General features: G+C 58.4%; 15 protein-coding genes. 6 read left to right on the forward strand and 9 right to left on the reverse strand.

From position 1 onward, the window contains the following. Nucleotides 1-159: 159 nt before the first annotated feature. The 4 genes from JMV15_RS18540 to sdhC are packed head-to-tail and all read right to left on the reverse strand — an operon-like array spanning nucleotide 160 to nucleotide 3388. The gene (locus JMV15_RS18540) at nucleotides 160-864 is read right to left on the reverse strand and encodes a succinate dehydrogenase iron-sulfur subunit (protein ID WP_003172807.1); all 705 of its coding nucleotides are present in this window, start codon (nucleotides 862-864) and stop codon (nucleotides 160-162) included. Between the two features lie 11 nt (nucleotides 865-875). Next, nucleotides 876-2648: a succinate dehydrogenase flavoprotein subunit gene (gene sdhA / locus JMV15_RS18545; protein ID WP_014717730.1), complete on the reverse strand. Its 1773-nt coding sequence runs from the start codon at nucleotides 2646-2648 to the stop codon at nucleotides 876-878. Between the two features lie 3 nt (nucleotides 2649-2651). Further along, complete coding sequence (gene sdhD, locus JMV15_RS18550; protein WP_003172805.1) at nucleotides 2652-3020, reverse strand: succinate dehydrogenase, hydrophobic membrane anchor protein; 369 nt, start codon at nucleotides 3018-3020, stop codon at nucleotides 2652-2654. Beyond that, nucleotides 3014-3388 carry a succinate dehydrogenase, cytochrome b556 subunit gene (gene sdhC / locus JMV15_RS18555; RefSeq protein WP_014717729.1) on the reverse strand — a complete coding sequence of 125 codons (375 nt, stop codon included), beginning with the start codon at nucleotides 3386-3388 and terminating at the stop codon, nucleotides 3014-3016. Before sdhC ends, sdhD begins: the two co-directional genes overlap by 7 nt. A gap of 365 nt (nucleotides 3389-3753) precedes the next feature. On the opposite strand from sdhC, the gene gltA reads away from it, so the two are divergent. After that, entirely contained in the window at nucleotides 3754-5043 is a 1290-nt protein-coding gene (gene gltA, locus JMV15_RS18560; RefSeq protein ID WP_014717728.1) for a citrate synthase, read from the forward strand. A 228-nt stretch (nucleotides 5044-5271) separates the two neighbouring features. Here the strand turns inward: gltA and JMV15_RS18565 are convergent, their stop codons facing one another. The 3 genes from JMV15_RS18565 to JMV15_RS18575 form a co-directional block, all read right to left on the reverse strand. Then, nucleotides 5272-6930, reverse strand: a complete 1659-nt coding sequence (locus tag JMV15_RS18565) for a cation acetate symporter (protein WP_038449578.1) — start codon at nucleotides 6928-6930, stop codon at nucleotides 5272-5274. Then, the gene (locus JMV15_RS18570; protein ID WP_003190001.1) at nucleotides 6927-7238 is read right to left on the reverse strand and encodes a DUF485 domain-containing protein; all 312 of its coding nucleotides are present in this window, start codon (nucleotides 7236-7238) and stop codon (nucleotides 6927-6929) included. The genes JMV15_RS18565 and JMV15_RS18570 overlap by 4 nt, the downstream gene beginning before the upstream one ends. Nucleotides 7239-7494: 256 nt before the next feature. Beyond that, nucleotides 7495-8346, reverse strand: a complete 852-nt coding sequence (locus JMV15_RS18575) for a glycine betaine ABC transporter substrate-binding protein (RefSeq protein WP_201491848.1) — start codon at nucleotides 8344-8346, stop codon at nucleotides 7495-7497. Nucleotides 8347-8678: 332 nt separating this feature from the next. Here JMV15_RS18575 and JMV15_RS18580 point away from each other — a divergent pair, with 332 nt between their 5' ends. Next, on the forward strand, nucleotides 8679-10232 hold the full coding sequence (locus JMV15_RS18580; RefSeq protein ID WP_014717725.1) for a glycoside hydrolase family 17 protein: 1554 nt from the start codon (nucleotides 8679-8681) through the stop codon (nucleotides 10230-10232). Nucleotides 10233-10338: 106 nt separating this feature from the next. On the opposite strand, the gene JMV15_RS18585 is transcribed toward JMV15_RS18580, so the two are convergent. After that, on the reverse strand, nucleotides 10339-10707 hold the full coding sequence (locus JMV15_RS18585; RefSeq protein WP_014717724.1) for a hypothetical protein: 369 nt from the start codon (nucleotides 10705-10707) through the stop codon (nucleotides 10339-10341). A 233-nt stretch (nucleotides 10708-10940) separates the two neighbouring features. On the opposite strand from JMV15_RS18585, the gene JMV15_RS18590 reads away from it, so the two are divergent. The 3 genes from JMV15_RS18590 to JMV15_RS18600 all read left to right on the forward strand — a co-directional run bounded on the left by JMV15_RS18590 (nucleotide 10941) and on the right by JMV15_RS18600 (nucleotide 13766). Then, nucleotides 10941-12239 (forward strand): serine/threonine protein kinase, encoded by a 1299-nt coding sequence (locus JMV15_RS18590; RefSeq protein ID WP_038449576.1) that lies wholly within the window; start codon nucleotides 10941-10943, stop codon nucleotides 12237-12239. Further along, nucleotides 12232-13020 (forward strand): MlaA family lipoprotein, encoded by a 789-nt coding sequence (locus tag JMV15_RS18595; RefSeq protein WP_014717723.1) that lies wholly within the window; start codon nucleotides 12232-12234, stop codon nucleotides 13018-13020. Before JMV15_RS18590 ends, JMV15_RS18595 begins: the two co-directional genes overlap by 8 nt. Before the next feature lie 209 nt (nucleotides 13021-13229). Then, nucleotides 13230-13766, forward strand: coding sequence for a hypothetical protein (locus tag JMV15_RS18600; RefSeq protein ID WP_019820397.1), 537 nt, complete (start codon nucleotides 13230-13232; stop codon nucleotides 13764-13766). Nucleotides 13767-13836: 70 nt separating this feature from the next. Here JMV15_RS18600 and JMV15_RS18605 read toward each other — a convergent pair whose 3' ends face one another. Beyond that, nucleotides 13837-14757: a DUF808 domain-containing protein gene (locus JMV15_RS18605; protein WP_014717722.1), complete on the reverse strand. Its 921-nt coding sequence runs from the start codon at nucleotides 14755-14757 to the stop codon at nucleotides 13837-13839. A 134-nt stretch (nucleotides 14758-14891) separates the two neighbouring features. Here JMV15_RS18605 and JMV15_RS18610 point away from each other — a divergent pair, with 134 nt between their 5' ends. Then, entirely contained in the window at nucleotides 14892-15497 is a 606-nt protein-coding gene (locus JMV15_RS18610; RefSeq protein WP_014717721.1) for a TetR/AcrR family transcriptional regulator, read from the forward strand. Nucleotides 15498-15636: the final 139 nt, after the last annotated feature.

Below are 15636 nucleotides of genomic sequence, written 5' to 3' on the forward strand. Positions count from 1 at the left end.
TAGTTCGGGTACCAACCCGAATGCCCCTGCTTGTCTCATTTCTTCAAAATAAGAGCCGCGGCTTTGTAAGTCGCTGCTCAAGTTAAAACTACGGCGCCGGTTGAAGCCTGCGCCGCAGCATTTACGGGCACAACGGTCCTGCTTTTACTACAACGTCAGTTACACGCCGCTCTGCAGCAGCATGTTACGGATGTGACCAATGGCCTTAGTCGGGTTCAGGCCTTTAGGACATACGTTGACGCAGTTCATGATCCCGCGGCAGCGGAATACGCTGAACGGGTCATCCAGCGAAGCCAGACGCTCGGACGTCTTGGTATCACGGCTGTCTGCCAGGAAGCGGTAGGCTTGCAGCAGCGCAGCTGGACCCAGGAACTTGTCCGGGTTCCACCAGAAGGACGGGCAGGATGTCGAGCAGCAAGCGCACAGGATGCACTCGTACAGGCCATCGAGTTTTTCACGTTCTTCCGGGGACTGCAGACGCTCGATGGCCGGAGCCGGCGTGTCGTTCTGCAGGAACGGCTTAACTTTCTCGTATTGCTTGTAGAAGATGCTCATATCGACGACCAGGTCACGGATAACCGGCAAACCTGGCAGTGGACGAACAATCAGCTTGTTGCCTTTGACCACGGCGGACAGCGGCGTGATGCACGCCAGGCCGTTTTTGCCGTTGATGTTCATGCCGTCGGAACCGCACACACCTTCACGGCAAGAGCGACGATAGGAGAAACCCTCGTCCTGCTCTTTGATCAGTGCCAGTACATCCAGCACCATCAGGTCTTTACCACCGGTATCGACCTGGAACTCCTGCATGAACGGCGCGGCGTCCTGATCAGGGTTGTAGCGATAAACACTGACTTTCAACATGGCAGCCACCCTTAGTAAGTCCGAATCTTCGGTTCAAACGTCGGCACCGTCTTCGGCGAGAAGTTCACGGCACGCTTGGTTACGCGCTTGTCACCCGGGAAGTACAGGGTGTGGCACAACCAGTTTTCGTCGTCGCGATCTTCAAAGTCTTCACGAGCGTGAGCACCACGGGATTCTTTACGAACCTCGGCGGCGATCGCCGTCGCTTCAGCCACTTCCAGCAGGTTTTGCAGCTCAAGGGCTTCGATACGAGCAGTGTTGAACGCCTGGCTCTTATCGTTGATCTTGACGTTGGCGATGCGCTTGCGCAGGTCAGCCAGCTGGGCGATGCCCTTCTGCATGTATTCGCCGGTACGGAACACACCGAAGTAGTTCTGCATGCAGCTTTGCAGCTCGCGACGCAGGGTTGCCACGTCTTCGCCATCCGTGCGCTCGTTCAGAGCGTTCAGACGCGCCAGGGCCGCTTCGATGTTGGCGTCGGTGGCGTCATCGTATTCGATGCCGTCAGTCAGCGCCTTCTCAAGGTGCAGGCCGGCCGCACGGCCGAATACCACCAGGTCGAGCAGCGAGTTGCCGCCCAGGCGGTTGGCACCGTGAACCGATACGCAAGCCACTTCACCTACTGCGAACAGACCATGGATGATCTCGTCCTGGCCGTCGGCGTTCTGGGTGATTGCCTGACCATGAATGTTGGTCGGCACGCCGCCCATCATATAGTGGCAAGTTGGAACCACCGGAACCGGAGCAACTACCGGGTCAACGTGGGCGAAGGTCTTGGACAGCTCGCAGATACCAGGCAGGCGGCTGTGCAGCACTTCTTCACCCAGGTGATCGAGCTTGAGCAGTACGTGGTCGCCATTCGGGCCACAGCCGTTACCGGCGATGATCTCTTTAACCATCGAACGTGCCACAACGTCACGGCCAGCCAAGTCTTTGGCGTTCGGAGCATAACGCTCCATGAAACGCTCGCCGTGCTTGTTGATCAGGTAACCACCTTCACCACGGCAACCTTCGGTCACCAGTACACCGGCGCCGGCGATGCCGGTCGGGTGGAACTGCCACATTTCGATGTCTTGTACCGGTACGCCAGCACGCAGGGCCATGCCGACGCCGTCACCGGTGTTGATCAGGGCATTGGTGGTAGAAGCGTAGATACGACCTGCACCACCGGTCGCCAGCACAGTCGCCTTGGCGCGGATGTAGGTGGTTTCACCGGTTTCGATGCAGATGGCGATCACACCGACGAACTCGCCCTTGCCGTTCTTCACCAGATCAACAGCGTAGTACTCGTTCAGGAACGTGGTACCGGCTTTCAGGTTGCCTTGGTAAAGGGTATGCAGCAGAGCGTGACCAGTACGGTCGGACGCAGCGCAGGTACGGGCAGCCTGGCCGCCTTTACCGTAATCCTTGGACTGGCCACCGAATGGACGCTGGTAGATACGGCCTTGCTCGGTACGGGAGAACGGCAGACCCATGTGGTCCAGCTCGAACACCGCGGCCGGGCCTTCCTGACACATGTATTCGATAGCGTCCTGGTCACCGATGTAGTCGGAACCCTTGACGGTATCGTACATGTGCCAGCGCCAGTCATCGTTAGGGTCGGCGGAGGCGATGGCGCAGGTGATGCCACCCTGGGCCGATACGGTGTGGGAACGCGTCGGGAACACCTTGGTGATCACGGCCGTCTTGTGGCCGCCCTGGGCCAGCTGCAGCGCAGCGCGCATGCCAGCACCGCCGCCACCAATAATGATGGCGTCGAATGAAATAGTTGGAATGTTAGCCATGAATCAGATACCCCAAAGAATCTGCACACCCCAGACGAAGTAAGCGAACATCGCGACGCCGCATACTGCCTGGAAGAGGAAACGTACTGCAGTCGCGGACTTGCCCAGCGCCATCGGCGTCAGGTAGTCAGTCGCGATGGTCCACATGCCAACCCAGGCGTGAGCGCCCAGGGCTACAAGGGCCAGCAGACTGAAGATTCGCATCGCATTGTGGGAAAACAGGCCGTGCCATTGCTCATAGCCGATGCCCGGGTTTGCGACGAGGTATCCGATCAGGAAAATGAAATAAGCCGCGAGAACGACCGCAGACACACGCTGTGCCATCCAGTCATAGAGGCCCGAACGCGACAGATTCGTTACGCTGGTTACCATATCCAAACTCCTGCCAGAACGATCAGCACCACGGAAATGGCGACGATGATTTTCGAGCCCAGGCGGCCGCCTTCCAGCGTCTCACCGATGCCCATGTCCATGATCAAGTGGCGCACACCGGCTACCAGGTGATACAGAAGAGAGGACAGGAGGCCCCATGCTACGAACTTGGCCAGCGGGCTGGTCAAGCATGCCTTCACCTCGGCGTATCCTTCCTCGGAACCCAGGGATTTGCTCAATGCATAAAGCATGATGCCCAAGCCCAGGAACAGGATGATGCCGGAAACACGGTGCAGGAACGACGTAACGCCGGTGATGGGGAGTTTGATGGTCCTTAGGTCTAGGTTTACAGGTCGTTGGCTATTCACGGCTTTTTTTCACACTGAAGAGCCCCTAACAATCAGGGCAAAGTTGTTGGGGAGTGCGACTGGTCAGGTAAGCACCACCCAGGGAGTGCGACCCCCAATGAAAGCAAGCCCAAAAGCCCTTGGCGGTCGGTGGCCGAGTATAGACAGTTAGGTTACTAATGACAACGCGCACACCTCACCCTAATAGCTGATTGCGCTGGCGGGATAAAAGGCGTAAATGGCAGTCAATTTCGACGAAAAAGTACGGTTAAAGCCTTCTGGCGCAAGACTTTAGGCAAATTGACATCTGGATTTATATCAATATAGTGGTGCGGGCCCTGCGTGGGGGGTCTGTCTGATGATTTGAAGCATAAATAGGAGGCCACATGGCTGACAAAAAAGCGCAGTTGATCATCGAGGGCGCAGCCCCCGTCGAGCTGCCCATTTTAACCGGCACCGTTGGTCCCGATGTTATCGACGTACGGGGCCTGACGGCCACGGGCCGTTTTACTTTCGACCCAGGCTTCATGTCGACCGCTTCCTGCGAGTCGAAGATCACCTATATCGATGGTGACAATGGCATTCTGCTTCATCGCGGCTACCCGATTGAGCAACTGGCTGAAAAGTCGGACTACCTGGAAACCTGCTACCTGCTGCTAAATGGCGAATTGCCAACAGCCGAGCAGAAAGCCCAGTTCGTCAGCACCGTGAAGAACCACACCATGGTTCACGAGCAGTTGAAGACCTTCTTCAACGGCTTCCGTCGCGACGCCCACCCGATGGCCGTCATGTGCGGTGTAGTAGGCGCCCTGTCGGCCTTCTATCACGACTCCCTGGACATCAATAACCCGCAGCATCGCGAAATTTCCGCGATCCGCCTGGTTGCCAAGATGCCTACCCTGGCCGCAATGGTTTACAAGTACTCCATGGGCCAACCCATGATGTACCCGCGCAACGACCTGACGTACGCGGAAAACTTCCTGCACATGATGTTCAACACCCCGTGCGAGATCAAACCGATCAGCCCGGTGCTCGCCAAGGCCATGGACCGGATCTTCATCCTCCACGCCGACCACGAGCAGAACGCTTCCACCTCTACTGTGCGCCTGGCGGGCTCTTCGGGTGCCAACCCGTTCGCCTGTATTGCCGCCGGCATCGCCGCACTGTGGGGCCCTGCCCACGGCGGTGCGAACGAAGCCGTATTGACCATGCTCGATGAAATCGGCGATGTGTCCAACATCGACACCTTCATCGCCAAGGCCAAGGACAAGAACGATCCGTTCAAGTTGATGGGCTTCGGTCACCGGGTCTACAAGAACCGCGACCCGCGCGCTACTGTCATGAAGCAGACCTGCGACGAAGTGTTGAAGGAACTGGGCATCAAGAACGATCCGCAACTCGAACTGGCCATGCGCCTGGAAGAGATCGCCCTGACCGACCCGTACTTCATCGAACGTTCTCTGTACCCGAACGTCGACTTCTACTCGGGGATCATCCTCAAGGCGATCGGCATTCCAACCAGCATGTTCACCGTGATCTTCGCCCTGGCGCGGACCGTGGGCTGGATCTCCCACTGGAAAGAAATGCTCTCCAGCCCGTACAAGATTGGCCGCCCGCGCCAGCTGTACACCGGCTACGAGTCGCGTGACATCACCAAGCTGGAAGACCGCAAGTAAGCATTCAACTGCTTAGCTGCATTGAGAACGGCCTCCCTTAGTGGAGGCCGTTTTTGTTGGTGTGGCCTGATCTACCGTCATCGCAGGCAAGCCAGCTCCCACATTGGACCGCATTCCAACAAAAGGACACGACCCAGTGTGGGAGCCGGGCTTGCCCGCGATGAGGCCAGCCCAGGAAAAAAAATACCCCGGCCTTGCGACCAGGGTATCTCTTATGCAACTGACGACTTAGTGATTAACCGCCCCACTCGCCCCAAGGCCAGTCTGCGAACGCACGAACTGCGGGAAGTACAGCGCACGCTCTTTCTCTGCCGCCGCCGACTTGTCGGTGATGGAGAAGAACCAGATGCCGACGAACGCAATGATCATCGAGAACAGCGCCGGGTACTCGTACGGGAAGATCGCCTGTTCATGGTGCAGGATCGACACCCAGATGGTCGGACCGAGGATCATCAGGCCCACGGCGCTGATCAAGCCCAGCCAGCCGCCAATCATGGCACCACGGGTGGTGAGGTTTTTCCAGTACATGGAAAGCAGCAGCACCGGGAAGTTACAGCTGGCGGCGATGGAGAACGCCAGGCCGACCATGAACGCGATGTTCTGGCTTTCGAACAGGATACCCAGGCCGATGGCCAATACACCCAAGGCTACGGTAGTGATCTTCGACACGCGAATCTCATCTTTCTCGTTGGCCTTGCCCTTCTTGATCACGCTGGCATACAGGTCATGGGACACCGCCGAAGCACCCGCCAGGGTCAAGCCGGCAACCACCGCCAGGATGGTGGCAAACGCCACGGCCGAGATGAAGCCCAGGAAGATACTGCCACCCACCGCGTTGGCCAGGTGCACCGCCGCCATGTTGTTACCGCCGAGCAAGGCGCCCGCTGCATCCTTGAACGCCGGGTTGGTGCTGACCAAAAGGATCGCGCCGAAGCCGATGATAAAGGTCAGGATATAGAAGTAGCCGATGAAGCCGGTTGCGTACAGCACGCTCTTACGCGCTTCCTTGGCGTCGCTTACCGTGAAAAAGCGCATCAGGATGTGCGGCAGGCCAGCGGTACCGAACATCAGTGCCAGGCCCAGGGAGAATGCCGAGATCGGGTCTTTCACCAGGCCGCCGGGGCTCATGATCGCCTCACCTTTGGGGTGAACCTTGATCGCCTCGGAGAACAGCATGTTGAAATCGAAGTTGACGTGCTTCATCACCATCAGCGCCATGAACGAGGCACCGGACAGCAACAGCACCGCCTTGATGATCTGCACCCAGGTGGTCGCCAACATGCCGCCGAACAGCACGTACAGGCACATCAGGATACCCACCAGGATCACCGCCACATGGTAATCAAGGCCAAACAGCAGCTGGATCAGCTTGCCCGCGCCGACCATCTGCGCGATCAGGTAGAACGCCACCACCACCAGCGAGCCACACGCCGACAGGCTGCGGATCTGGGTTTGCCCCAGGCGATAGGACGCCACGTCGGCAAAGGTGTATTTGCCCAGGTTACGCAAGCGCTCGGCGATCAGGAACAGAATGATCGGCCAGCCCACAAGGAAGCCGATCGAGTAGATCAAGCCGTCGTAGCCGGAGGTGAACACCAGCGCGGAAATCCCCAGGAAGGACGCCGCCGACATGTAGTCACCGGCAATCGCCAGACCGTTCTGGAAACCGGTGATCTTGCCGCCCGCCGCATAGTAGTCCGCCGCCGACTTGTTGCGCTTGGACGCCCAATAAGTGATGCACAGGGTGGCGCCGACAAACGCGACGAACATCACAATGGCCGAGATGTTCAGCGGTTGCTTGTGCACTTCACCGGTCAATGCGTCCGCCGCCCAAACGGCCGGAGCCAACAGCGAAGCACCGAATAGAGCCAATAGACGCCGGATCATTGCGCAGCCTCCTTGAGAATCGCATTGTTCAGGTCGTCAAATTCGCCGTTGGCCCGACGCACGTAGATACCGGTGAGAATGAAGGCCGACACAATCAGCCCGACGCCCAGGGGAATGCCCCAGGTAATCGAGGAACCGGGGCTGATCTTGGCCCCCAGCACTTGTGGCCCGTAGGCGATCAACAGGATGAAAGCGGAGTAAAGCCCTAGCATGATCGCCGAGAGAATCCAGGCGAACCTTTCCCTTTTCCTGACCAGCTCCTTGAAACGCGGGCTGTTTTGAATCGAGAGGTAAATGCTGTCGTTCATTGTTTTTATCCTCGCAGCACAGCTTTTTATTATTTTGGAACGTATCCACTGTATGCGGCTGCGCAATGGGTTCCAGACGACCTTAGTAGTAGATCGAGTGTAGCGAGGGATTGCTGGGGCGCAGGAAGATTTGAGTCAGTGCAAAACGAATGTGGGAGGGGGCTTGCTCCCGAAAGTGGTGTGCCAGTCAAAAATCTGTGACTGGCACACCACTTTCGGGAGCAAGCCCCCTCCCACAGGATTGCATCGGTGGCTTTTATTTAGCGGTCCATTCGGCAACGCGCTCGGGGTGCTTGGCTACCCAGTCCTTGGCCGCGGCGTCCGGCTTGGCGCCTTCTTGAATCGCCAGCATGACTTCACCGATTTCATCCTTGGAGGCCCACTGGAATTTCTTCAGGAAGGCTGCGACTTCCGGCGCTTTCTTCTCCAGGCCCTTGCTGCCGATGCTGTTGACGGTTTCAGCAGCACCATAAATCCCTTTTGGGTCGTCCAGGAAACGCAGTTTCCACTTGGCGAACATCCAGTGCGGTACCCAACCGGTGACCGCAATCGACTCCTGCTTGTCTTCGGCGCGGGTCAGTTCGGCAATCATCGCCGCACCCGAGCTGGCTTGCAGTTTGTAGTCCAGGCCATATTGCTTGATGGCTTCGTCGGTCTTGAGCATTACGCCTGAACCGGCGTCGATGCCGACGATCTTGTTCTTGAAGGTGGTGTCGGTCTTGAGGTCTTCGATGGACTTGGCCTTGACGTACTCCGGCACGATCAGGCCGATCTTGGCGTCCTTGAAGTTGGGGCCGTAGTCGACCACCTTGTCCTTGTTCTTGGTCCAGTATTCCCCGTGGGTCACCGGCAGCCAGGCGGAGAGCATGGCATCGAGTTTGCCAGTGGCAACGCCCTGCCACATGATCCCGGTGGCAACCGCTTGCAGTTTTACGTCGTAGCCGAGTTTTTGCTTGTTCACCTCTGCCGCCACATGAGTGGTGGCCACGCTGTCGGACCAGCCGTCCACGTAGCCGATGCTCAGGGTCTTGCTGTCGGCACTGGCCAGTGTGGAGCCCATCGCAACTACCAGAGTGGCAGCTGCGCCCAAGAGTCGTCGCATCTTCATAGTACTTCCCCGAAAGTGCTGCGCCCGACGGATGCCGAGCGACGTCAAACTGTTGTTATAGGGTGCACCGCGCCCCCTTCACGCGCATCGATCCGGTTGCTGAGGCATCAGTGGAGTACTGACAGTTTTATCTTCAACCTGCGTAGGCATTTGCCCTGCTCTGTCAGCGACCTTGGTTGAGCAGGAAACGACATCACATCGCCAGCAGGACGCTTTGTAGGCGTTATCGCCAGAATCCCGCCCGAAGTTTGCATGTCAAAATTATGCAGCCGCACTGGGCTGCGGCAAATCCGGGTAAGATGCGCGCCTTTGCTCCCCCAGATAAGCCGACCATGCCCGCGACTGCCCGCTTCCCTGCCCTGCCCTATTTCTTCGCCTTGATCCTCGGCGTGCTTGCCCTTGTCGGCTACTGGTACGGCCTCGGCCGGCCCGTGGTGTTGCCAGACGTCGCCAGCGCCAGCCATAAGCTGCAATGTGCGTCCTACACACCGTTCGACAAAGACCAGTCCCCATTCGACCAACCGTTCACGCTGCGCCCCGAGCGCATGGACGCCGACCTGGCGCTACTGGCTACGCGCTTTGAATGCATTCGCACCTATTCCATGACCGGCCTGGAGGCCCTGCCGGACATGGCGCGCAAGCATGGGTTGAAAGTGATGGCCGGGGCCTGGGTCAGCAGCGACCCTGTGGCGACCGAAAAAGAGATCAACGAGTTGATCGCGGCGGCCAACGCTAGCCCGGATGTAGTGACCTCGGTGATCGTCGGCAACGAAGCCCTGCTGCGCAAGGAAGTTACTGCCAAGCAACTGGTGGCGCTGATCCATCAGGTTAAAAGCCAGATCAAGCAGCCCGTCACCTATGCCGATGTCTGGGAGTTCTGGTTGCAACACCCGGAAATCGAGCCGGCGGTGGACTTCCTGACCATTCACCTGTTGCCGTATTGGGAAGATGAGCCGTCCGGCATCGACCAGGCGCTCAAGCACGTGGGCGATGTGCGCCAGACCTTCGGCCATAAATTCGCGCCCAAGGACATCGTGATCGGCGAAACCGGCTGGCCCAGCGAAGGCCGACAGCGCGAAACCGCCGTGCCCAGCCGGGTCAATGAGGCCAGGTTCATGCGCGGCTTCGTGGCCATGGCCGAAGCCAATGGCTGGCGCTACAACCTGATCGAAGCCTTTGACCAGCCATGGAAACGTGCGAGTGAAGGGGCTGTGGGTGGTTACTGGGGGCTGTTCGATGCAGACCGTCAGGACAAAGGTATCCTCGCCGGCCCGGTGACCAATGTGCCCTACTGGCGGCTGTGGCTGGGCGTCGGCGGGCTCATCCTGCTTGGCACCCTGGTGCTCGGCGGCCGCGTTCGCAGCACTCGCTCTGCATTAATACTGCCGTTGCTAGGGGCCGTCGCAGCGTGCTCCATCGGCAGTTGGGCCGAACTGACCCGCGTTACCGCGCGCTTCAGCGATGAATGGGTATGGGCAGGCTTGCTGGTGATGTTGAACTTGCTGGTGCTGGCCCACGCCGCACTCGCCCTCAGCGCACGGGAAGGCTGGCGTGAGCGCGGGTTCAGCTGGCTGGAGCAACGCGCGGGCTGGCTGATGGCAATCGCCGGGTTTGCCGGTGCGGTGATGATGCTAGCGCTGGTGTTTGACCCGCGCTATCGCAGCTTCCCAAGCGCGGCGCTGGTGTTGCCGGCCCTGGTGTACCTGGTACGCCCGGTGACCGGACCACGTCGGGAGATTGCGTTGCTGGCCTTTATCATCGGTGCCGGCGTTGCGCCGCAGTTGTACCGTGAAGGGCTGTTGAACCAGCAGGCCTGGGGTTGGGCAGTGGTCAGCGTGCTGATGGTTGCGGCTTTGTGGCGTTGCTTGCGAGTGCGCAAGGCGTAACACCGCTATCGCAGGCAAGCCAGCTCCTACAGTTGATTGGGTTCACACATTTCTATCTGTGAGCACGGTCAAATGTGGGAGCTGGCTTGCCTGCGCTGAGGCCACATCAGGCGCCGCGCGGCTTCCTGACCAACCGCAACCCCGCAATCACCACCGCAAACACCGCAAACGTCGTGTTGTACAACGCCAGCGCCGGCAACCCGAACACCAAGCCCACCACCGCCAACGCCCATCCCGCACGCCCCGGTACAAAAAAGCCCAGCACCGAGGTGATCAACGCCGCCCACCCCAGCAGCTTGAAATGGATCATCAAACCCAGGTTCGAACGCACCTGGCATTCCCAGCGACTGGCCTCATCAGCACAGATGCCAACCCACTGCCCATCCTCCATGAAGCCGTAGCGTGCGGCATAACTGGCGGCCAGCCATAACGGCAAGGCAATAAGCAGCAGAATCAACGGCAAACGACGGGACATGGGGCACTCCGATAGGCAAAAACGGCGCCCAGCTTAATCCCACGGCGGCCGTTAGCAAGGTGTTCGCACAGATATCTGTTCAACAAAGCATGGCAAAGTGTATCGTCTCGCTACTATTACCCCGATTCCGACGTTTTTTCCGACTTTTCGTGCCGAGTGCTGGCACTTCGGTGACAAGGCGGTGGTCATAGCCTGCGAACTTCATTCAGCCCGTTCCTCTTAGGGATTAAGTCATGCTCCGTTCCTTGCGCTGTGCTGCCTTGCTGGGCAGCCTATTTTTGAGTGCGTCAGCACTGGCCGTCGATATCGACCAAGCCAGCTATGGCTACCCTTTGACCAACCCGTTCGAAGCAACCATCGCCACCACGCCTCCCGATCTGCGGCCAACCCTGCCGACAGATGACGAGATCAACCAGTCCGACTACACCCTGACGATGCGCCCCGAGCGCGAGTTCAGCCTGCCGGACAATTTCTGGGCGGTGAAGAAACTCACTTACCGCATTGCCAAGCAGGACCGTGCTGCGCCTTTGATCTTCCTGATCGCCGGCACCGGTGCACGCTTTGATAGCAGCATCAATGAATACCTGAAAAAGCTGTATTACCAGGCCGGCTACCATGTGGTGCAGCTCTCCTCGCCAACCAGCTTCGATTTCATCAGCGCCGCTTCGCGCTTCGCCACCCCGGGCATCACCCAGGAAGACGCCGAAGACATGTACCGCGTGATGCAAGCCGTACGCGCGCAGAACGCCTCGTTGCAAGTGACTGATTTCTACCTCACCGGTTACAGCCTGGGCGCCCTGGATGCGGCGTTTGTCAGCAAGCTGGATGAGACCCGCCGTAGCTTCAACTTCAAGAAAGTGCTGCTGCTCAACCCGCCGGTCAACCTCTACACCTCGATCACCAACCTCGACAAGCTGGTACAGACCGAGGTTAAGGGCATCAACAACAGCACCACCTTCTATGAGTTGGTGCTGAGCAAACTGACGCGTTACTTCCAGCAGAAAGGCTACATCGACCTCAACGATGCCTTGCTCTATGACTTCCAGCAGTCCAAGCAGCACCTGAGCAATGAACAGATGGCCATGCTGATCGGCACCTCGTTCCGCTTCTCGGCCGCTGACATTGCGTTCACTTCGGACTTGATCAACCGCCGCGGCCTGATCATTCCACCCAAATACCCGATCACCGAAGGCACCAGCCTCACGCCGTTCCTCAAGCGTGCCCTGCAGTGTGACTTCGACTGCTACCTCACCGAACAAGTGATCCCGATGTGGCGCGCGCGTTCCGATGGCGGCAGCCTGCTGCAACTGATCGACCAGGTCAGCCTCTACGCCCTCAAGGACTACCTGCGCGACAGCCCGAAAATTGCCGTGATGCATAACGCCGACGATGTAATCCTCGGCCCTGGCGACCTGGGCTTCCTGCGTAAAACCTTCGGCGATCGCTTGACCGTCTACCCGCTGGGCGGCCATTGCGGCAACCTCAATTACCGCGTCAACGCCGACGCCATGCTGGAGTTCTTCCGTGGCTAAATATCTTCTGCTGCTCGCCGCACTGATGTGCGCAGGCGTGGCCAATGCCGACAACAGCAAGGCCCAAGAACCCGTCAAGGTCGATGCCGACGGCTTCAAGGAGCCGCTGACCAAGCTCAAGTTCAACCCAGGCTTGGACCAGCGTGAGTTCGAACGCTCCACGCTCACCGCGCTTAACGTCTACGACCCACTGGAGTCGTGGAACCGCCGCGTGTACCACTTCAACTATCGCTTCGACCAGTGGGTATTCCTGCCGGTAGTAAACGGTTACCGCTACGTCACGCCGAGCTTCCTGCGCACCGGCGTGAGCAACTTCTTCAACAATCTGGGCGATGTGCCCAACCTGATGAACAGCTTGTTGCAGCTCAAGGGCCACCGCTCGCTGGAAACCACCGGGCGCCTGCTGGTCAATACCACCATTGGCATCGCCGGCCTGTGGGACCCGGCTACCGCCATGGGCCTGCCGCGCCAGAGCGAAGACTTCGGCCAGACTCTGGGCTTCTACGGCGTACCGGGCGGCGCCTATGTGGTGTTGCCGATCTTTGGCCCGTCGAACCTGCGTGACACCACCGGCTTGCTGGTGGACTACAGCGCCGAATCGCAGATCAACTTCCTCAACGTATCCGAAGTCAGCTCCAACCATCCGGAAGTCTGGGCCCTGCGCGCCGTGGACAAGCGCTACCAGACCAGCTTCCGCTACGGCCAGATGAACTCGCCGTTCGAGTATGAGAAGGTGCGGTATATCTATACGGAATCGCGCAAATTGCAGATTGCCGAGTAAACGTCATTGACCAAAGCCAAGGTCATCGCAATGGCCTTGGCCTCAATCCTGTAAACGCCATCTATCGTCACACTTTGAGCCACTGATCACCGCCAGACGGCGAAAACAGTGGAACCTCTTGAATGAAAGTTTACACACAGGTACTGACCCGGCGGCTCACCCAAGGCCGCCGAGGTATTCCTGATTAAACTTCTTCAAAAGGACACATCATGTTCATTCCGAACACCTTGAATTTGGCGGCTGGCTCGATAGACGCCATTGCACAACAGTTTGGTATGCCGAAACTGCAAGCCCCAACCGAAAACACCGGCCGGGCAGCTGGCGATTATCGGACCGTAGACGAAATCACCAAAAACCCCTTGTTCGACAATCTGCTTACACCATTGCCCGCCGATAAAATGCCGACGTCCGCTCACCTGGATCCATTCACAAACCCCTATGCAGCGCGGCTTGAAGAACACAGGATCGACGATTTCTACGATAAGGTTGGAGGCAATTGGAACGATCCCAGCCTCAGCGACAGTGAGCGCGCTGATATCGCCGCGAATGCGGAGCGAGTGCTTGAATATATCGATAGCCTAGGAGGAAACAATTCGACAGTGGGCGACCAAATGATTAACGGGATGAGCAGCGCCTTGCCTCGCTTGTACTATAACAGGCTGACCACTGAGCATCTGACGACCGAGGGTTCCGAGGCAAGGCTTCTACTGAATTTTGCCGATCACGGTTACGATGTCTTTCATTAAGTGAAGCGCTGTTAGCTGAAAAACAAGCAGCGCCGCCTGGCACTGCTTGTTTTGAGAAAGCATGGGCACGTTATGGTTTGGATTTTAAAACAACCCAGAGCTTGGTCACTAAGGTGAGCAATACCAGAACCACCCCACCGGCAATAATCCCCGCCACCGCATTCAGCAACGTCGGCATCAGCCACGCCAGCGCCCCTGTGCTTTGGCTCACCGTCTCGATCCAGTGGTGCACCACGGGCACGCCATGGGTGAGAATGCCACCACCGACCATAAACATCGCCGCCGTGCCGATCACCGACAAGCTCTTCATCATGTACGGCGCCGCACTCAGAATCGCGCCGCCAATACTGCGTGCCACCTGGCCCGGCTTCTGCGTCAGCCACAGCCCCAGGTCGTCGAGCTTGACGATACCAGCCACCAATCCATATACGCCGATGGTCATGACAATGGCGATACCCGACAGCACAATCACCTGCTGTGTGAGCTGCGCGTCGGCGACAATGCCGAGGGTGATGGCAATGATTTCGGCGGACAGAATGAAGTCGGTGCGGATGGCACCCTTGATCTTGTCTTTCTCGAACGCCACCAGATCGGTTGCCGGATCGGCCACCGCTTCAGCCAACTGCGCGTGTTCTGCTTGATCTTCAGCCTTGCTGTGCAGGAATTTGTGCGCGAGTTTTTCGAAGCCCTCGAAACACAGATAGGCACCGCCAAGCATCAACAGTGGTATCACCGCCCACGGAGCAAAGGCGCTGATCAACAGGGCCGTCGGCACCAGGATCAACTTGTTGATAAACGAACCCTTGGCCACCGCCCACACCACGGGAATTTCCCGCTCGGCCCGCACGCCGGAGACCTGCTGGGCGTTCAGTGCAAGGTCATCGCCCAGCACGCCCGATGTCTTCTTGGCGGCCATTTTTGTCATCAGCGCGACGTCATCGAGTACCGCCGCGATATCGTCGATCAACACCAACAAGCTGCTTCCTGCCATGAACCGAACTTCCGTTAGAGAGAGATGGCGCGAGCATAGCGCGGCGCAAGGCGTTGCGGGCAGATTGTTGAGGCTTGCGGATGGCCGGTGCTACCATGCGCAACCGCCTGTCATGGCAAGGAAACGTCTGGTTTATGAGCAGCATTCGCGAGCGCAACAAAGAAAAAATCCTGCGGGCGGCGAGCGAGGAGTTTGCCGACAAGGGCTTCGCCGCGACCAAAACCAGCGACATCGCCGCCAAGGCCGGGCTGCCCAAGCCCAACGTCTATTACTACTTCAAATCCAAGGACAACCTTTACCGCGAGGTGCTCGAAAGCATTATCGAGCCGATCCTGGCCGCCTCCACGCCGTTCAACCCCGAAGGCGAGCCCAAGGAAGTATTGAGCAACTACATCCGCTCCAAAATCCGCATCTCCCGCGACCTGCCGTTCGCCTCCAAGGTGTTCGCCAGCGAAATCATGCACGGCGCCCCACACCTGAGCACCGACCAGGTTGAACAGCTCAATGCCCAGGCCAAGCACAATATCGACTGCATCCAGAGCTGGGTTGACCGTGGCCTGATCGCAGCAATTGACCCCAACCACCTGATGTTCAGCATCTGGGCAGCCACCCAGACCTATGCCGATTTCGACTGGCAGATCTCGGCGGTAACCGGCAAGGCCAAGCTGGATGAGGCCGATTATGAGGCGGCGGCGCAGACGATCATTCGGTTGGTGCTCAAGGGGTGTGAGCCGGATTGATAGACCGCGCAGAGGCTATCGCAGGCAAGCCAGCTCCCACACGGATTTGCGCGGGACACAAAATGTAAATTGGTCATAATCCCCTGTGGGAGCGGGCTTGCCCGCGATAGCGCCCATCCAGACACATCCTGCTAAAAGC

This window comes from Pseudomonas paracarnis (assembly GCF_904063055.1).
Lineage (GTDB): Bacteria > Pseudomonadota > Gammaproteobacteria > Pseudomonadales > Pseudomonadaceae > Aquipseudomonas > Aquipseudomonas paracarnis.

Excerpts from the sequence above, each read along its gene's own strand:
- JMV15_RS18540 (WP_003172807.1), bottom strand. The coding sequence starts at position 864 with ATGTTGAAAGTCAGTGTTTATCGCTACAACCCTGATCAGGACGCCGCG.
- sdhA (WP_014717730.1), bottom strand. The coding sequence starts at position 2,648 with ATGGCTAACATTCCAACTATTTCATTCGACGCCATCATTATTGGTGGC.
- sdhD (WP_003172805.1), bottom strand. The coding sequence starts at position 3,020 with ATGGTAACCAGCGTAACGAATCTGTCGCGTTCGGGCCTCTATGACTGG.
- gltA (WP_014717728.1), top strand. The coding sequence starts at position 3,754 with ATGGCTGACAAAAAAGCGCAGTTGATCATCGAGGGCGCAGCCCCCGTC.
- JMV15_RS18565 (WP_038449578.1), bottom strand. The coding sequence starts at position 6,930 with ATGATCCGGCGTCTATTGGCTCTATTCGGTGCTTCGCTGTTGGCTCCG.
- JMV15_RS18570 (WP_003190001.1), bottom strand. The coding sequence starts at position 7,238 with ATGAACGACAGCATTTACCTCTCGATTCAAAACAGCCCGCGTTTCAAG.
- JMV15_RS18575 (WP_201491848.1), bottom strand. The coding sequence starts at position 8,346 with ATGAAGATGCGACGACTCTTGGGCGCAGCTGCCACTCTGGTAGTTGCG.
- JMV15_RS18580 (WP_014717725.1), top strand. The coding sequence starts at position 8,679 with ATGCCCGCGACTGCCCGCTTCCCTGCCCTGCCCTATTTCTTCGCCTTG.
- JMV15_RS18585 (WP_014717724.1), bottom strand. The coding sequence starts at position 10,707 with ATGTCCCGTCGTTTGCCGTTGATTCTGCTGCTTATTGCCTTGCCGTTA.
- JMV15_RS18590 (WP_038449576.1), top strand. The coding sequence starts at position 10,941 with ATGCTCCGTTCCTTGCGCTGTGCTGCCTTGCTGGGCAGCCTATTTTTG.
- JMV15_RS18600 (WP_019820397.1), top strand. The coding sequence starts at position 13,230 with ATGTTCATTCCGAACACCTTGAATTTGGCGGCTGGCTCGATAGACGCC.
- JMV15_RS18605 (WP_014717722.1), bottom strand. The coding sequence starts at position 14,757 with ATGGCAGGAAGCAGCTTGTTGGTGTTGATCGACGATATCGCGGCGGTA.
- JMV15_RS18610 (WP_014717721.1), top strand. The coding sequence starts at position 14,892 with ATGAGCAGCATTCGCGAGCGCAACAAAGAAAAAATCCTGCGGGCGGCG.